Source organism: Chryseobacterium nakagawai (assembly GCF_900637665.1).
Taxonomy (GTDB): domain Bacteria; phylum Bacteroidota; class Bacteroidia; order Flavobacteriales; family Weeksellaceae; genus Chryseobacterium; species Chryseobacterium nakagawai.
Genome location: NZ_LR134386.1, coordinates 3,638,107 through 3,655,695 on the forward strand (window position 1 = coordinate 3,638,107; position 17,589 = coordinate 3,655,695).

At 35.5% G+C, this 17,589-nt stretch carries 23 protein-coding genes; all 23 read right to left on the reverse strand.

The annotated features are described in order from the left end of the window. Positions 1–160 precede the first annotated feature (160 nt). Positions 161–808: an alpha/beta hydrolase gene (locus EL260_RS16435; RefSeq protein WP_123856333.1), complete on the reverse strand. Its 648-nt coding sequence runs from the start codon at positions 806–808 to the stop codon at positions 161–163. A 177-nt stretch (positions 809–985) separates the two neighbouring features. Next, positions 986–1,243 carry a hypothetical protein gene (locus tag EL260_RS16440; protein WP_089735915.1) on the reverse strand — a complete coding sequence of 86 codons (258 nt, stop codon included), beginning with the start codon at positions 1,241–1,243 and terminating at the stop codon, positions 986–988. Positions 1,244–1,334: 91 nt separating this feature from the next. Then, entirely contained in the window at positions 1,335–1,667 is a 333-nt protein-coding gene (locus tag EL260_RS16445; protein ID WP_123856335.1) for a hypothetical protein, read from the reverse strand. An 11-nt stretch (positions 1,668–1,678) separates the two neighbouring features. After that, positions 1,679–2,233, reverse strand: a complete 555-nt coding sequence (locus tag EL260_RS16450; protein ID WP_185145917.1) for an RNA polymerase sigma factor — start codon at positions 2,231–2,233, stop codon at positions 1,679–1,681. Positions 2,234–2,794: 561 nt separating this feature from the next. Beyond that, positions 2,795–4,801 (reverse strand): S9 family peptidase, encoded by a 2,007-nt coding sequence (locus tag EL260_RS16455; protein WP_123856338.1) that lies wholly within the window; start codon positions 4,799–4,801, stop codon positions 2,795–2,797. 168 nt (positions 4,802–4,969) lie between these two features. Beyond that, complete coding sequence (locus tag EL260_RS16460) at positions 4,970–5,428, reverse strand: DoxX family protein (RefSeq protein WP_123856340.1); 459 nt, start codon at positions 5,426–5,428, stop codon at positions 4,970–4,972. A gap of 103 nt (positions 5,429–5,531) precedes the next feature. After that, the gene (locus tag EL260_RS16465) at positions 5,532–5,990 is read right to left on the reverse strand and encodes an SRPBCC family protein (protein WP_123856342.1); all 459 of its coding nucleotides are present in this window, start codon (positions 5,988–5,990) and stop codon (positions 5,532–5,534) included. Between the two features lie 46 nt (positions 5,991–6,036). Next, positions 6,037–6,465, reverse strand: coding sequence for an SRPBCC family protein (locus EL260_RS16470; protein WP_123856343.1), 429 nt, complete (start codon positions 6,463–6,465; stop codon positions 6,037–6,039). An 84-nt stretch (positions 6,466–6,549) separates the two neighbouring features. Continuing rightward, positions 6,550–7,383, reverse strand: a complete 834-nt coding sequence (locus tag EL260_RS16475; protein ID WP_123856345.1) for an SDR family oxidoreductase — start codon at positions 7,381–7,383, stop codon at positions 6,550–6,552. Between the two features lie 48 nt (positions 7,384–7,431). Further along, positions 7,432–8,298 (reverse strand): VOC family protein, encoded by an 867-nt coding sequence (locus EL260_RS16480; RefSeq protein ID WP_123856347.1) that lies wholly within the window; start codon positions 8,296–8,298, stop codon positions 7,432–7,434. A 412-nt stretch (positions 8,299–8,710) separates the two neighbouring features. After that, the gene (locus tag EL260_RS16485) at positions 8,711–8,968 is read right to left on the reverse strand and encodes a helix-hairpin-helix domain-containing protein (protein ID WP_164466533.1); all 258 of its coding nucleotides are present in this window, start codon (positions 8,966–8,968) and stop codon (positions 8,711–8,713) included. A 17-nt stretch (positions 8,969–8,985) separates the two neighbouring features. Continuing rightward, positions 8,986–9,399, reverse strand: coding sequence for an SRPBCC family protein (locus EL260_RS16490; protein WP_123856349.1), 414 nt, complete (start codon positions 9,397–9,399; stop codon positions 8,986–8,988). A gap of 75 nt (positions 9,400–9,474) precedes the next feature. Then, complete coding sequence (locus EL260_RS16495) at positions 9,475–9,906, reverse strand: VOC family protein (protein WP_123856350.1); 432 nt, start codon at positions 9,904–9,906, stop codon at positions 9,475–9,477. Between the two features lie 87 nt (positions 9,907–9,993). Continuing rightward, entirely contained in the window at positions 9,994–10,770 is a 777-nt protein-coding gene (locus EL260_RS16500; protein WP_123856352.1) for an alpha/beta fold hydrolase, read from the reverse strand. Between the two features lie 3 nt (positions 10,771–10,773). Further along, positions 10,774–11,298: a DinB family protein gene (locus EL260_RS16505; protein WP_123856354.1), complete on the reverse strand. Its 525-nt coding sequence runs from the start codon at positions 11,296–11,298 to the stop codon at positions 10,774–10,776. Positions 11,299–11,476: 178 nt separating this feature from the next. After that, complete coding sequence (locus tag EL260_RS16510; protein ID WP_123856355.1) at positions 11,477–11,938, reverse strand: DinB family protein; 462 nt, start codon at positions 11,936–11,938, stop codon at positions 11,477–11,479. A gap of 13 nt (positions 11,939–11,951) precedes the next feature. Continuing rightward, complete coding sequence (locus EL260_RS16515) at positions 11,952–12,374, reverse strand: VOC family protein (protein ID WP_123856357.1); 423 nt, start codon at positions 12,372–12,374, stop codon at positions 11,952–11,954. A gap of 77 nt (positions 12,375–12,451) precedes the next feature. Continuing rightward, a complete protein-coding gene (locus EL260_RS16520) occupies positions 12,452–13,042 on the reverse strand; it encodes a Crp/Fnr family transcriptional regulator (protein WP_123856359.1) in 591 nt (196 codons plus the stop codon). Positions 13,043–13,345: 303 nt separating this feature from the next. Continuing rightward, positions 13,346–14,557 (reverse strand): DUF763 domain-containing protein, encoded by a 1,212-nt coding sequence (locus EL260_RS16525; protein WP_123856361.1) that lies wholly within the window; start codon positions 14,555–14,557, stop codon positions 13,346–13,348. A gap of 84 nt (positions 14,558–14,641) precedes the next feature. Continuing rightward, the gene (locus EL260_RS16530) at positions 14,642–15,772 is read right to left on the reverse strand and encodes an FAD-dependent oxidoreductase (RefSeq protein ID WP_123856363.1); all 1,131 of its coding nucleotides are present in this window, start codon (positions 15,770–15,772) and stop codon (positions 14,642–14,644) included. A 49-nt stretch (positions 15,773–15,821) separates the two neighbouring features. Next, positions 15,822–16,655, reverse strand: coding sequence for a helix-turn-helix domain-containing protein (locus EL260_RS16535; RefSeq protein ID WP_123856364.1), 834 nt, complete (start codon positions 16,653–16,655; stop codon positions 15,822–15,824). A gap of 34 nt (positions 16,656–16,689) precedes the next feature. After that, positions 16,690–17,094: a glyoxalase superfamily protein gene (locus tag EL260_RS16540; protein WP_123856366.1), complete on the reverse strand. Its 405-nt coding sequence runs from the start codon at positions 17,092–17,094 to the stop codon at positions 16,690–16,692. A gap of 111 nt (positions 17,095–17,205) precedes the next feature. Continuing rightward, a complete protein-coding gene (locus EL260_RS16545) occupies positions 17,206–17,553 on the reverse strand; it encodes a VOC family protein (protein WP_123856368.1) in 348 nt (115 codons plus the stop codon). Between the last annotated feature and the right edge of the window lie 36 nt (positions 17,554–17,589).

Here is a 17,589-nt window from a genome sequence, read left to right on the forward strand (position 1 = left end):
TAATTTCTTTTTTACAAACTAAAGGGTACATAGAAAAGGCTTTTTCAATTGATATTTTAAAGTACAATACTTTTTATTTGTGTATTCGAGGCAAAAAAGTCTTATACTCTTGTGTTTTCCAACAAATCATATAAAGTCAATTACTTGTATTTACTCTATATTATTTACGATTGATCCATTCTTTTGTTGGAAGAATCCAGGCATCAAGAGCTTTAAACAGAAAACCATGATTCAGTCCTGTATTAAGCTCAATTTCTTTAAAATCTTTAATTTCAGACCTGATAAATCGCTGCTCCTGAGATAGAGGAACATGCCCATCATCAGTTTTCTCTGTAATAGACAAAATCTTTCCATACAGCCTGAAATTTTCATCCTTCTCTAAAGAATCATCTTTAAAGCTGGCTCCAATAAAAACGAATTTCAGCTCCGGATTTTTTTCATAATAGGAAATATACTGTGCAATATAACCGCCTTGAGATGTTCCGACAATCGTAATATTTCCTGCTTTAACTCCTTTTTTTATCAGGCGATTAATCTGTTTCTTTATTTTCAGAGCATATACCGCCGGATCAGTATTGGGCTTTCTCTTTTCAAAAAGAATAACATTGCTGCTGTCCTTCAATTCATGAAGTACTTTTTCATACTCCACAATACCATATTTAGGATGTGCTTCATCAGAGGGATGTTCCTCCAAAAACTTATTGTGCAGAAAGAAAATATATTGCTTATTTTTCAATTCAGATTTCTGTCCATAAACACTTATAGAAAAAAAAGCGATTATAATGATGAAAATATTCTTCGGTGTCATGATCTTAAAATTTGTAATAAAAAGAAAACAAATTTAGTATTTAATCAATAAGTTCACTGCCAAAACATTCTTAAATTCCGCTTAACGAGTTGACTGCTTTTAAAATAAAAAAATTCGGGCTCGGGAAGCTTTGCTTCCCGAGCCCGAATTAAACAATTTCAATTTAGTTTTTACTTTTTATGCTTCACAGGTATTATCCTTTTTGCAGCATCTTGAACTGAATTCTTTTTTGAATTTCCCTTTCAGTTCCTGATACTCCTCATCATTCATTTCTCTGATCTTATCGGCTAATCCGAAAGGCGATTTTTCTTTAATTCCATATTCATCAAAAATACCTCTGATAAATCTTTTTCTTTGGGCAGCTTTTTTAGCGATTAAGGCAACACCCACAACGGCTAGTGCTCCAAGAGCACCTTTTAATGCTGAATTTTTCATTTTTTCAAAATTTTAAATTTTACTACTACTTGTTTTTTATAAAGACGAATGAATTTTAATTTTACTTTACTACTTCTTTAAAATTTTTAAATTATTCGTTATTTCTGTTGAAGAATCCTCCGGAGCATCTGTTTCTCCAGGCTTCTTTAAATTTTTCTTTCTCTTCAGGCGATAATCCTTCCATTCTCTCTCTCATTTTTCTTTCTTTGAAATCTCGCATTCCTTTTCCAAAATGAAAACCTCCAAAAAGAATCTTACTTAAAATCAGGATTCCCATTGCCTGCCAATATGTAATGGACTTCACGCCTAAAATTTCGGGAAGAAGGCAATTCCAAAGTGACATTACGATCCAGGTAACGGCTAAGAGAATTAATGGCGGACATAACAATAAAAAAATCCAGCCCTTTTTGTGTTTATGATTCATAATTTCTTTTTCTAACTTTTTAAATCTTCGTATAATCTTCTCAATCTGTTTCTCAAATGCTTCACAGCATAGTTTTTTCTACTGATGATAGTCTTGATGTTTTCTCCCTGTTCATCGGCGATCTCCTGGAGGGTTTTGTCGTTGAGTTCGTTTTCTACGTAGACCAGCCTTTGTTTTTCGGGAAGTTCATCCAATGCTTCAAACAGTTTTTTCCAGATCTCATCCTGAAACATCTTTACTTCAGGACCTGCGCTTTCATCCATCAATAAAATATCTTTGATGGAAAAACTTCCGTCTTCGTCCTCATAGACGAAATCTTCAAGATTTTCTGTTTTCTTTTTACGGTAACGGTCTGTAATTTTATTCGCCGTTACCCTGTACAGCCAGCCCCCAACATTCACAATCTCAGAAAGATTGGTAATACTACTGAACTGATACCACACTTCCTGCAGGATATCTTCTGCATCCTCCGTGTTTTTCACTTTAGGACGAATATAAGACATCAGCTTCCCTCCGTAGTTGGAAACGGTTTGTGAGATGATACTTTCTTTATCCTTTTGTGGCATTGTTATTTTTTCGACAACCTCCATACTGATATGACGGCTATCCTTTTGGTTTTACTTTAATAAATTTAAAATATTTTTCCGGAATTTTGGTTTTTCTTTTATTCATCGGGCTTTTATTTCTTTTGTTTATGCATCAGCCACTCATTATTTACTGCTCATTGCTGATTACCCATTTTTTCAGGGAGCTATTTCCTGCTATCCGCTCATACTCCTCGCCCCAAGCTTATTCCATACATGCTGTGGGGTAACCGCTGCTATCAGGGCTAGATTTTATATTTGTATTCACGTCAGATTCATCCTTGAAAAGACAAACTTTACTATAATATAAAATTCTTTAGCCAACATTATTACGTTAAGAATCTGTGAGATCTGTCAGAAAACATATCCATCATTCAATTTTATCGCAGATAAAACTCCCGTACCTTAAAAGCATACAGCTAGTCAATAAGTAACCTCAGCATCCAATTTCTAAAAAGATTACTTGGCTATGCTCTCTTAATAATAAAAAAAGAAACGGAAGACATCATATCCTCCGTTTCCAAAATTATTAAAATTGCCTGTTTATTTTTTATTGAAATTCTCAGCAAAAAAACCTAGCATAGATTTATACAATTCGATTCTGTTGGGCTCTTTTCCAAATCCATGCCCTTCGTCATATTTTACCATATAAGGAACTTCAAATCCTTTTGCACGCATTGCTTTTACGATCTGATCAGACTCGTTAATATTTACCCTAGGGTCATTCGCCCCTTGTACCACAAATAATGGTTTCTTAATCTTATCAATTTGAAATACCGGTGATACTTCTTTAGCAATTTTAGCTTCTTCCGGGTTATCCAAATCATACCAGATCTGTTTTACCATTTCTTTATAAGGCTTCCAATATTCCGGGAAGGAATCAAAGAAGGTAAAGATATTAGATACTCCCACATAGTCTACACCACAAGCGTATAGGTCCGGAGTTTTAATCAATCCCATTAAAGTAGCATATCCTCCATGACTTCCTCCATAAATGGCTATTTTATCCTTATCTATCCAACCCTGGCTGATCGCATATTTTACTCCATCTTCCACATCATCCATAGCTTTTCTTCCGATCTGCTTGTATCCAGCTTTTTGGAATTCTTTTCCATATCCCCCTGAAATTCTGAAATTCACCTGAAGCGTGGCATACCCTCGGCTTGCAAACAATTGAGTTTCCGGATTGAAACCCCAATGATCTCTGATTCCCTGAGGACCACCGTGAGGGTTTACGATCAAAGGAACTTTTTTCCCTTCCAAAGCCGCTTTAGGTAGTGTAATATACCCACGAATGGTTAATCCGTCTCTACTTTTGAATTCAATAGGCCTCATTTCAGCCATATCTTCTTCTTTCAGCTGTGGCATCAGATTATAAAGAAGTTTTGTCTGTTTGGTTTTAGTATCATACTCATAGTAAGTTCCGTATAATTTGTCACTTCCTACCACTACCAAAAGTTTATCATCATTATCGTCTGACGAAACAATACTAAACTCTTTATCTCCAAACTGGGCTTTTAATTTGTCATCAACTTCCTTATAAAACTTACTTACGGGTACTGTCTCGCCTTTCAAACCTTCATAGCTGATGTAATCCAGTTCATAATTTCTGTTCTTACCTGCTAAGCTTATCGAACTCACATCAAATACAGGGTTAGCATACACTTCCTTGATTACTGCATTTTTCTTAAGATCATACAAAACAATTCTTGTCTTATCACTATCCAGATTGGTCACTACATAAGCTTCGTCTTTGTTCTTAGAGTTATCATTAAATCTGATAATGCTGAAGGTATCCGACCAGTCTGCAGATTTCAGAAGATTGAATTTTCCTGTCTGCAAATCTTTGTAATAAGTTTTAGTAGTCAGCCCGTTTTCAAGAACACTATATCCTCTTAAATTTCCGTCTTTATCAAAAATATACCCATCAATAGGACTATTGACATCTTTATTTTCATACAGCTGAGTCATTTCCCCTGTTACAAAATTGATTTTATAAGGTTCGAAGATCTGCTTATTATTTTTATTCATAGTGACCACAACGAAATCGGTATCTTTTATCGGGTTAATCTCTCCCAATGTAATTCCGTCAAATGGGGTTAAATCTTTAAGATTTGTTCCATCTACATTTGCTGCGTATAAGTGAATATTTTCATTTCCTCCTTTATCTTGAGTATAAAACAAACGACTTTTATTCAACCATCCATATGCTTTTATCAAATCATCTTTTTCAACAATAGCCTTGGTAATTTTTCCAGAATTCAGATCTTTAACATATACGTGATTTTTGCGGTCTTTATCTTTTTCTTTATAAGAAAGATATTTCCCATCGGGAGATATTTTAAATGCTGAAGCTTTTGGCCTTGCAAAATAATCTTCTACTTTATATTTGAAATCTCCCTTATCATAGGATACGAGTTTCTCAAGATTGGCTTTTGTAGACGGAAGCGTGGGATCTCCCGGAAGTTTAGCTGCGGAGTTTTGTGCATTGATCATAATAGAAGAAAGTACAATATAAGCTGTACCGAAAATTTTGGAATTTAGATTCATAACTTACGTTTTTAAAGTTAAAAAACAGAGTTCCCAATTCAATATTTTACTCAATAAAAAATCAGATTCTTTATATATAAGACAACTCAAAACAATAAATGTTACAATATTTAACATTTATTATGACTTTTTTACAATAAAAAGCAGTCCTGAAGACTGCCTATACATTTAATGTAGATAAATTCCGAAATACAAGGTCCAAGCTATTAAAATGATCTGCATGGGAATTCTCTGTTTATAAAGATATTGCATCCCCGGACCTGTGTAATCTGCTTTAAAAATATTAATCTTCTTTTGGGATGAATTGATATTAGCTATAAAAACCAATATATAGAAAATAATCAGCAAAACAGCTGTCATTTCACGAATAGCAGGAATCATAAGACCTATTCCTGCAGCAATCTCCAAAATCCCGGTACTATACACCCAAAACATTTTAGCAGGAATAAAATCCGGAATCATCATTGCCATTCCCTTTTGAAATTTAAAATGGGAGAATCCTGTAAATAGGATGAAAACCGCCATCCCAAGATTCCCTGAGAATAAAAGATCCGGCTTACCCTGAAATAGCATGGTTCCCAGTAAAGCCAATATAAATGTCCCGAAAAGAATTACTAATAATTTCATATTTTTTTGAATTGATACACAATAGATAAAGAGATAGGGGAACAAGGAATAAAAATTGCAAAATACACAACTCAAACCTCTTAACCTCAAAATTAAAACTCTTCTATACCGAACTGATATTTCCCCCTTCAGCCAAACTTTTCACAACGATCAATCCTTTTGTAAATCCTGTCTCCATATGATCCCGCCATTCACTGTCTACCTGAACTTCAGTGTGAAGCTTAGTTTTCCCATCAAAATCTATCAGAAAATATTTTTCAAAACAACCGCTCCACTCCATAACTTCTTTGCTTTGTGTGTCTTCTACTCCATTTTCGGTCATTCCCAAATGCTTAAAAACAATTTGATGGGGTTCCTCCAGGCTGTCTATGGTAGAAACCATTCCATCTCCTTTTTCATTAAGGAAATAAGTCTTTCCGCCAACCTGCCAGTCGGATTTCATAACAGAAGATCCGGCACCAAAGTATTTTGTCCATTGGCTGTATGTTTCAGGACTCCAGAGAATGTCCCATACCTTCTGTAAAGGAGCATCTATTATTGTTTCGTATGATAGGGTTTCCATATTTTAAATTTTTGTGATTGATTGTGTTTTTCAAGTGAGCATTTCTTTAAAGCTGGTTTTCTGAAAGGTGCTTGATAATATTCAGCGCTTTGGGAAATTTTTCTTCAAAAAAATCTTTAAACTCCGCCGGAGTTTTAATGACGGCTTTCAATAGTATTCCTTCATCATTTTCTTCCAGGAAATAAGATTCCGTTGCATCACCCCAATCCTTAGCGACTTCAATTCCTTCATAAATTTCTCCTAGGTGCAGAAATCTAATTTCCTCATTGGGAATCACTTTTTCAACACGGCTGTACATCCCGTTATGCTTAGGGTCTAAGAATTTTATAATGTTATTTTCTTCCAGTTCTCCTTCATAAAAAGAACCTTCTGTAAAAGCCGTTGTCCATTGTCTGTAGGTAATATCTCCCCAAAGGACACTCCATACTTTTTCAGGTTCTGCATTGATTTCTATTTCATATGATAATTGTTCCATAATGTGTTAAATATATTAAGTGATATTTTTAAATTTAATGATTGGATAGCTAAAATGAATACGCTAAGATCTTAAGTATACCCTTTAACCTCCAACAAAATCTCCGCCATTGATATGAATCACCTCACCTGTAATATAACTGGCATCTTTAGAAGCAAGAAAAACATAAGCCGGAGCGACTTCTGATGGCTGGCCAGCACGTTTCAGCGGAGTATCTTTTCCAAATGTTGAAAGATCATCAAATGCTTCTTTTACAAGTGGCGTCCATATAGGCCCTGGTGCAACACCGTTCACCAAAATTTCTTTTTCAGCAAGATTATCAGCCAATGAACGAATAAAGGATAAGATCGCTCCTTTTGTTGCAGCATAATCAATCAGATGATCGCTTCCCCGATAGGCTGTAACGGAAGTTGTGCAAATAACCCGCCCTCCTTTTTTCATCATCATAAGAAAATTCCGGGTAAAAGAAATCATAGAAATGATATTGGTATCAAATGTCTCTTGAATCTGATCATCAGATATTTTTTCCAGACTATTTTTTGAAGTGTGAATTCCTGCGTTATTAACAAGAATATCAATCTTATTCCATGACTTTTTAATCTTTTGAGCACATTGGGTTCTGAACACTTTTCTGGTAAGATTGCCTTTCATCAAAAGGCATTTTCTGCCTTCTTTTTCTACCAGTCTTTTGGTTTCTTTGGCATCATTATCACTTTCCTTATAGATAATGGCAACATCTGCTCCTTCCCTTGCAAAATGAACGGCCACCGCCTGGCCTATTCCACTGTCACCTCCTGAAATAACGGCTTTCTTATTTAATAACTTTTGACTTCCCTGATAGTCATTACGGATAATTTCCGGAAATTGCCCTTCCTTAGGAACTTTCGACTTAGATTGTGATTTGTTCTGTGTTTTCATAAGCAAACCTTTTCTCTACATAACATCAAACAATAAGCCGAAATATGTTTAAGAATTATAAGCGTCTTCTAAATCCTGAATAATAATTTTCTGCATTTTCATCATCGCCTGTACCACTTGATAGGCTTTTTCCTGATTTGGATCGTTCATTAGCTGAATCAGTCTTTTAGGCACAATCTGCCAACTTAACCCATATTTATCTTTTAACCAACCACACATACTTTCTCTGCCTCCGTTTGAGGTAAGTGCATTCCAGTAAGTATCGGTTTGCTGTTGGTCATCGGTCATCACAACCAGTGAAATACCCTCATTAAAATCAAACTGATGATCGTAAGAATTATCCATACAGAATAAAGAGTAACCATCAATAACAAAATTGGCATGCTGAACATTTTCTGTTGGCTCAGGATTAGCATGTCCTTCACTTCCATCACCATATTTCAAAATGTTTCCAATGCTTGAATTTGGGAATGTTTGAGTATAAAGCTCCATTGCTTCTTTGGCTTTTCCATTATTTTCATGAATAAACATCAAAGTAGGGACTATTTTCTGCTCCTGTGCTTTTTCTCCTAAAAATAATTGCCAGGTCACGCCATATTTATCCTGAACCCATCCATATTTCTTACTCCATGAATATGACCCAAGTTCCATAAGAGCCATCCCTCCTTCCAGTAATTGATCCCAATATTTTTGCACCTCATCTTCGGAATCACAGATTACCATAAATGAAATGGAAGGATTCTTTTTGAAATGAGGACCACCATTCAAAAGCATTAATCTTTGTCCGAACAAATCAATGTTCATTACCACAGGTGTATCTGCCGTAATTTCGCCACCAAAAACCTTGCAGTAAAATTCTGCGGATTGCTTGGCGTCTCCGTCATACCAGAGACATGGAAAAATATCGTTATTCATAAGTTTAAATTTTAAAGGTTGATGTTATATTATTCTTTCTTAATGATAGAATTTATTTTGTAGACAATTTATTCATAAAATCTGTAGAAACTGTAGATTTTATGATCTTTTTCTGGGTTAAGAATCTTTGTTATGCTCTGCTTCATTCGGAATGACAGAGACACTGTTTATTTTTTCCACTTTGCAGATTAAGCAAATCTAGCTGAACATATTTATAAAATCTGCGGAATCTGCGGGAGATTATTCTTGAGATCCTTCATTACACTCCTCTCCATCCAGAATGACAGAGATGTAAGTTTCATGGTAAAAAATTATATGCATAAAGCAAAACAAATCCAATGTCCTTGTGCTCAAAAAGAATTGCTTCTATCTATTCACAACGACACGATAAAAAATTCAAGCCTTTTTACTTTTATGCTTCCTTAAAACACATCTGATGCTCCTTCATATAATCTTTCAGCTTTATCATTGCATTTTTCCCGAAACCATGAAGCTGCAGGATCTCTTTTTCAGAATAATCTGACAGTTTTTCCAAAGAATCTATTTTTTCCTTCTTTAAAGCTATTCTTGCAGGTACTGCAATAACCCCCAAAAGAAAGTCTTCCTCAGGATCATAGCTAACAGTATATATGGAATTCAAACTCTTTGACATGATAACTAAATTGATCATGGCGACACAACGTATTTTTAATGATTCTCAACATACTTATGGAAATTGTTGAGAATAGCATACCAGCCATCTCGTTGCATTTCCACAGAATTTTGTTTCTCGGGATCGAAAATTTCAATAACTTTTGTGGTATTCTCATCAATCTTATCAAAGATCACCTCTACATTACGCCCATCTTCCAAATGGTATTTTATAAGTTCAAGAGGGGTTACTTCATCATACACTCCTTCAAAATCAAATGCAAAGCTTTTATCTTTTGCTTCCATTTTGTTTTTAAACTTCCCGCCCACCTTCAGGTCGTTTTCAGAACTGGGACAATGCCAGCTTTCGTGAGCAAAATTCCATTTGGTAATATGCTTGGGGTCATTGAAATAATTCCATACTTTTTCTACCGGTGCTAAAATGGTAATGTCTATTTTAATTGGGTCCATAGTTTAATTTTTTGATTGAATAAAAGAGCTGCCCGAAAAACGGGCGCTCCTTTTTATAATTAGTTAAATATAGGATTATTTCGTGTATTCTTCATTATAGTTTATCATCCAATGTACACCATATTTATCCTGAAAGCTACCAAAATAGTCTCCCCAAAACTGGTCTTCAAGAGGCATTTCTACATTTCCACCTTCAGAAAGTCCTTTAAAGATTCTGTCTGCATCTTCTCTTGATTCTGGGAAAATGGAAACATAGTTATTATTTCCCACATTTAACTTCTGCCCGAAGCTAGGAACAATATCAGATGCCATTAAAAGGTCACTTCCCACTGGAAGAGCAATATGCATTACTCTGTTTTTTTCTTCTTCAGAAAGGTTTTCAGTACCGGGAGCATTTCCCATTTTATGAATTTCACCTACGAATTCACCACCAAAAATGGATTTGTAAAAATTGAAAGCTTCTTCGGCGGTTCCATCAAAATTTAAGTACGGATTTAATTTTGCCATGATTTTTAATTTTAAAATGTTATTGTTTTGTTTATTGATACACGAATGGTTCAGCCCTTAGACGAATATCAATCGTATGGTAATTGTTTAATTATTTAAAAAATTTGCAACTTCTTTTATGGTAAAGTTGACTAAATTTTCATTGAGGCTGCCATCAAAATCAGGCATCATATAAGTTCCATGTCCTACAGGAAGGATCATTAATTGTGAATTTTCTACCAGCCGCCACATTGCTGTGGTATGTTCCGGTTTCATCACATCCTTATCCCCACTGATAAACAAAGTAGGTGATTCTATAGAACGTAGCACTTCATCATCCCAGTCTACAAAAGTTTGCATTCTTTTGCTATCCTTTTCGAAGAGATTTTCCAGTTTAGAAAAGTCTGGGTTTAGGTTCAAAAAGTTGATTTTGAAAGGCTCCGGCATGGAGTCAAATGTAGCTTCATTCATCATTTCAAAAAAGCCATCTATCATTCCGTTTCTTTTATAAAATGCTGAAGCCACAACCAGTTTTTCTACAATTTTGGGATGACGATGCCCAATCTGTATTACGGTATTTCCCCCATTACTGAATCCCCAGAATGAAGCTTTATCAACATTAAGGCCCTTCAAAAGTGCTGCTACATCATCAGCGTCCTGTTCAAATGTTTCAGGAATATCACGGTGTTCACTTCGCCCATGATTCTGGAGATCTATTCCAATAAGCTGAAATTCATTTTCCAGCCTTGCAATGACTTCTTTAAAGTCATAGAGAATAGAGGAACCTCCCCCATGAATTAAAACCAGAGGTTTTCCTGAACCATAGATTTCATAATACATCTGGATCCCGTTGACTTGCTTATATCCTTTTTCTAATGGATTCATAGATTAATATTTAATATTTTCATCCACATCATACTTCATTCCCGGATAGTCTAAAATTCTACGCATCAAACCTATTTGCCCGCAGAGATAATCTTCCCTACCAATGCACATGCCAACAAAATTGAGCTTGGTTTCTTTAATAAAAGGAATATTCATCCCTATTTCAAAAATTTCATCCAATTCTTCGTCGGTTACCTCCAATAACTTCTGATATACTTTTGCAGAAATATCATGAAAATTTTTCTTCAAATCTGCTAGTGTTGGATATGTAAAGCTTTCGTCCAATGCTTTTCCCTGAAAGAACAAATCATTATTAGGATCTTTCTCCTGAAGCCCAAGTACCCAGCCTAAGCCGTAGCGCATATTCACAAAGTTTCCTGCCATCCAGATAATATGGTTGGTTTTGTTTTCAATTCTTTTCAAAGCATCTTCTTCCGAAATACCATCCAAAACATTGATAAAGCTTTGGGTATGCATTCTATAAGCCGGAATAACGAGTTCTATTTTTTTTGATTTTGGTGTGTCCATTATTTTGTTTTTTGATATTAAAGTAAGAAAAATGAAAGGGCGCATTGACAAATTTTATGCTTTTAAAGTGCAGGAGTTTTATCTACGATAAAATTGAATGATAGATATATTTTTCTCCCAGATAACACAGATTTTTAAGCTTAATCAAGGCGCTTTTTACTATCCATTGACTTATCTATCATTTTATTCCTCCTGATTTACCCAAGAGCCTTCGAATATATCCCAACTGTCCGGAGTGATAGTTCTCATGAAAGCAGAGTGTTGCAATATCATTAATATTTTCAGGATTAAACCTATCAAGGATATTTAATTTTGCTTCCAGTTTTTCCTGAGATTTTTGCAGATAAGACTTTAATTCTTCAAAATCTACAAACTCATCTTTTTTTTCTAAAGCAATAACCCCTCTCTTATAAGCTGAAAATGGTTCTCCATTCCATATCGAGCCCTCTCCCAGAATATGTAACAAACCATTTCTTACGTCAATTAAATGTCCTAACACCCAGTTCATACAATTGCCTTCACCATTAGGAAAAATCATTGATTCCTCATGGGTAATTCCTTCTATATTGATTGAGATCGCTTTATAGGTAACACTTACTTGGTGTTGTATCAATGTTATCTCATTTGATTTTGTTTCCATTTCAAATTCGATATTAGGATTGATGAATTTCTGTAGGCATCTTAGAAAGATCAGCATGCATTACTTCCCACTGATGGCCATCTATATCTGCAAAGGCACTTTGGTACATCCAACCGTAATCTATAGATTCGCTGTACTTTGAACCTCCGTTTTCAATGGCTGTCTTTACTATCCAATCTACTTCTTCATTACTCTCTACTCCGATAGCAAGAAGCACCTGCGTTGTATCTCCTTTGGCAAAAGGTCTGTTGGTAAAGGTTTGAAAAAATTCTTCTTTCAGAAACATGGTGTAGATATGATCTTCCTTCATCACTACACTTACTGCTTTATCGTTTGAAAACTGTTCGTTGATGGAAAAACCAAGCTTTGTCCAGAACGCTCTCGTTTTCTGTACGTCTTTTACAGGTAAATTGACATAAATTTGATTGATTTTCATTTTTTGTAAATTTGGTGTTAAACTTTTAACCAAAATTACCAAGGTATCATGAAAATCTACTTGTCATAGGGCAAGATTTAATTTTTTTTGGGATGAGAGACCAATTCTTTACGAATTCTGCTCAATGAAGTATCGGTTATACCCAGATAGGATGCAATCTGCTTCAAGGGAGCAAATTGTACCACTTTAGGTTTTTGTTCCATTAGATTAAGATACCTTTTGGTAGCTGATAAGGTAAACATTTCTACAGATCGCTGCTTGTAATCAAAAAGTTCTTTAGACATCCAGGCTCTTCCCCATTCTCTAAGGTTGGGGATCTTATGAAATAATTCCTCAAAAGTATCATATCCCATTTTCCAGCATTCGCAGTCTGTGATACAGACAATATTTTCCTGAGTCGGAATTCTTTGAAACATAGATAATACCTCAATAATCACTTCATTCTCTACAAAAAAATGGGTTGTTACCTCATTTCCATTAAAATCATTTACAAATGAACGTGCCAATCCGCTATCCAGAATATAGTATTCATTAGCCATCTTGCCTTCCTCAAGAATAAAATCACCTTTTTGAAAGAATTTCTTTTCATGAGCCTGAAATATTTCATCAAGTTCTTCCTGAAGAAAAAAAGGAAAATCGTAACAGATTTCAAGTGATTGGTGAGTCATCTGGTCATTTTTTTAAGACTTTAAAATTAATTTTTTTAATTGAATTAAATGTAATAATTATTAAACAAAATCATCTAAAAGCAATTTATCACCTCATAGTTCGTTGAATTCATGATAATTTCATAAATCAAAACAATTAAACAATTGTTTCATTCACCTAAAAACACCAGCCCATCAAATCTATAATCTGATACCCTTCAGTAGAAAGGGCTAGGTTATACAAACATTGGTTATTACTTGGAAAAGGAAATTAAAACTTCAGGAAAAGGCTTTAAAAATTACAACTTAATATATGTGTTCCTCCTAAAATAAAGAAAGCTGAATTGGCTTTGGGGGGCTTGGCTTTTGAGCATCTCCCATCACTGTCTTACCACCAAACCGCCATGAATTCTGACGTTCGTCTTCAATGACTTTCTGAATATCAAAATCTGGGGTGAAATCTTTTTCAGCCTTGGTTACTATTTGATGAAGTTTATTTAAAGTATTCAGTTTATCTGAATTTCCAAGCTTTGATTTTTCAATTCCTTTTCTGAGAATACTGATACTTTCATCATATACATTGATTGGAACCGGGAACGGATGTCCGTCTTTCCCGCCATGAGCAAAAGAAAATCTTGCAGGATCAGCAAATCTTGATGGCGCTCCATGAATGACCTCACTCACTAAAGCTAAAGACTGCATGGTTCTTGGTCCTACTCCTTCCAGCATCAATAAATCTTCAAAATTCTGAGGTTGCTGCTCACGGGTAACATATAAAAGCGCCCCTAAACGCTTAAGATCAACATCGGAAGCCTGAACATCATGATGAGCAGGAAGAATCAATCTTGAAAAATCTTTCATGACGTCTATAGAATCCGTGTGAGAAATATCCAGAATTCCTTTCCGGTTTTCCGCCGCCTCGGAATCTGTAAGGTTGAGAATGCGCCCTCTTGAAACCCCGTTAATTCCGGTATGAGGTTCCTGTATAAAAGAGGTCATATTTCCTGAATGCCAATGATAGCGTCTTGCCGTCCCATCTGATTCGTGCATTCCCTGTTGAACAACGCTCCAGCTTCCATTATCTGAAAGAATAAAATTATGCAGATACAGCTGGTAGCCATCCTGAATTGCTGTATTATCAACTTTTGCCGAAAGTTTGCTTGCTTTTACAAGTTCATGCCCATTTAAGCCTGTTTTATCTGCAATTTGAATCAATTCAGACGGAGTTTCTCGTGAAAATTTCCCCTTTCCGCCACAAATATAAAGTCCGAGTGATTGGGAATTAGGATTAATGGAACGTTTCAAAGCTCCCATTACCGAAGTGGTTATTCCTGAAGAATGCCAATCCATGCCCATCACAGCACCAAAACTTTGAAACCAAAACGGATCTGCTAACCTGCGAAGCACCTCATCTTTACCATAATCCGTCAAAATAGCTTCAACAATGGAAAGTCCGAGAACAGACATCCGTTCATACAGCCATGGCGGTACTTTGCCATAGTGAAGGGGTAAATCTGCAGTTCCTGAACGTTTCATTTCTATTTTGAAAACGTAAAGGTAGCATTATTAATCTTAAATTTTAATGATTTGACTCAGTAATGAAAACCTTAAAACGATCAACTATTTAATCAATTTTGTAAATGAAAAGTCAGGATCACGCATTTCTATTTCATTTTTCCCTGACTGCATTTGTGCTTCTTTCGCATAGATGAACATTTTTTGTTCATAATCTGCAATAGCATCTTCTATGGTTTCGAAGGTTCCCTGGGTTAAATTATCTGATAAAATTAATGCATCCATCAATCCTGTATTTACGCCTTGTCCTGCAAAAGGAGGCATTACGTGAGCTGCATCTCCGATAAGTGTTACCGGTAAAATACGGTCCTTTTTCCAAAGTTTATCTAATGGGATTACTCTTGTGGGTAATCCGACAAAAAAAGAAGTTGAACGAAATAATTGTTGATAACGATCACTCCACTTAGAAAATCTATTGGAAAGAAACCGGACTACCCAATCTGTGTCTTGAAAATCAGCAAGATTGTTCAAAATCCATTCATCAGGCTTTTTAAATATTACTCCATAAGTAAGCGCTCCATTGTTATAGGGATTCACTACTAATAAATTACCCTGATAAGCTGCCATAAGTCTTTTTCCGTCACACCATTGATAAAATTCCAGGCAGTTGATTTCAGGTTGCGGAATATCTCCCTGGATAATAAAAGTCCCGGTCTCTTTGATCTCAGTTTCTGTTACATATTGCCTCACTTTAGACATTCCGCCATTGGCACCGATGACCAAATCCGCAATACTACTGGGTTTGTTCTCAAAATGTAATAACCATTGACCGTTGTCTTCTTCCATACCGGTAAACTTTCTGTCCCAGACTACGGTATTGTCTGCCAGCCCATCAAGTAACATTTCCCTCAAATGATTTCTATTAATCTCAGGATTGTCGTGCTGATTTTCACGGGTAATTTTTTTGGTCAATAGTAAATTACCTTGATCGTCCATTATATTTATTCCCATAGGAATGGAAGTAGCATAGTATTTTTCAAGCAATCCTGCCCGTGCCATCGCTTCTTGCCCTGAGTTTTGATGAAGGTCCAGTGTTCCTCCCCAAACTCTTGTATCTGCATCTTTGTCTCTTTCGTAAACGGTTACCTCCACTCCTTTCTGCTGGAGTAAAACAGCCATTGTCAAACCAACAGGCCCAGCTCCAATAATTGCTATTTTTTTATTTTTCAATATCATAATTTTGTAGGGTCTTAATTCCTCTACAAAATTCACGATTAGCTACTGGTTAGGCTTGTATAAATGCGACAAAATCACTGTTCATTATTTGCTTTCTTTTTCTTGCTTCTCTGGCAAATGCAGCGGGTGTTACTCCTGTATACCGTTTAAATTCTCTACTCAAATGAGACTGATCAGAATACCCCAATTCCTGAGCTAATCCTGCAATATTGGATTCAGGATAAAGCCAAAGATGATTTCTCACCTGTTCAAAACGCATAAGACCTGACACGTCTTTAACCGTATGGCCGGAAGATTGTTTGAATTTTCTTTCTAATGTACGAACCGTTGTATGAGCGGCAGCGGCAATCTGGCTTACGGGAATACTCCCTTTTGTTCTTTTCAAAGCTACTCCTGCTTTAAATAACATACTGTCAACAGGTACTTGTGACCGTATATCCATAAAACACTGTTTAACCTCCATTATTGCATCATCTATTCTACCAGCAAGAATTTTTTGCTTCAAAATAGTCTGAAGCTTTGCAACAGGATGTTCAAATAAGTAGATGCCATTTTTACTTTTACGTGGCAGTAATCCCAATAAGTCGAAAACAGACCATGGGAAACATCTGACTCCAATAATCTCCAAACGGTTTTGACTATAGAAAACAGCAGGTTGATTGAGTAATCCCATCAAGAATGGAGAGGGTAATTCTTCTACATTTCCATCGTGAGAAATACTACATCCACCTCCAAAATGAAAAATAATTTCAACATAGCCATCAGGCATCACTTCAAAACTTGATAACCACTCTCCATAATCCCGACTGTTATACCAAAAACATTTGATACTGTCCCGAAGTTCTTCAGGTGCTTCAAATTCCTGATGTATTGCTGATAACATACTATGAATACATTATAATATTAATCGGACAAGATTATTCAATCACATCGAACGTTAAAGTGCCATGTTTTGCCTCATCAAATTTTTCATTGAAAATAATCTTATTTCCAAACGGATCATTTACAGTGAAAGAAACAGCATCATAAAAAGTTTTTTCAAGACCAGGCCGATTGTATTTGTAGTTTTTATCAATAAGTTCTTTATGATAATCTGCAATACCTTCGCCCCAGATAAAAATACTGCTTCCGGGACTTGCATCCCCATGATGCTCAGTAAGGTGAAGAATAATATTATCTTTTTTCACTTCTATATAAGCCGGCATATTTTCTTCAAAGCGATGCTCCCAGACAATTTCAAAGCCTAGCCAATCCATGTAGAATTCAAGGGTTTTCTGATAATCAAAAATTCTGAGTATAGGGATAATTTGATCTGCTTTCATAATAATCAAGATTGAATAAAATATTTTTAAGCTTTGGCTAAAGCCAGAGGATTGTTTTTCTTCTCATTAAAACGGACTAAAGTGCGCTCCTATTTAATGATATTCTTTATTTTACTGATGGGAGAGAATATTGACTACTTTTCCAAAAGGATCTTTTACAAAGAATCTGCGAACTCCCCAATCTTCATGGGTAATATCATAAACAATCTTAAAGCCTGCCTTTTTCATTTTATCATAAACTTCATCTACATTATCCACTTCTATAGACAAATCCGGAACTTCAGTTTCATTACCTCCCTGTTCTGCAAAACTGATCTGCACTTTTGCTTCTTCTTCAGTTCCTAAGGTCTTAATCCAGCCATGATCCATCAAAACATCAAGTTCTAAAATATCCTGATAAAAGTGATCCCCTTTTATAAGATCATCCGTTTTTATATTGGCTACGATTCTTTTTACCATATTGATCTTTATTTAATAAAAAAGCTCTGTGAAAAT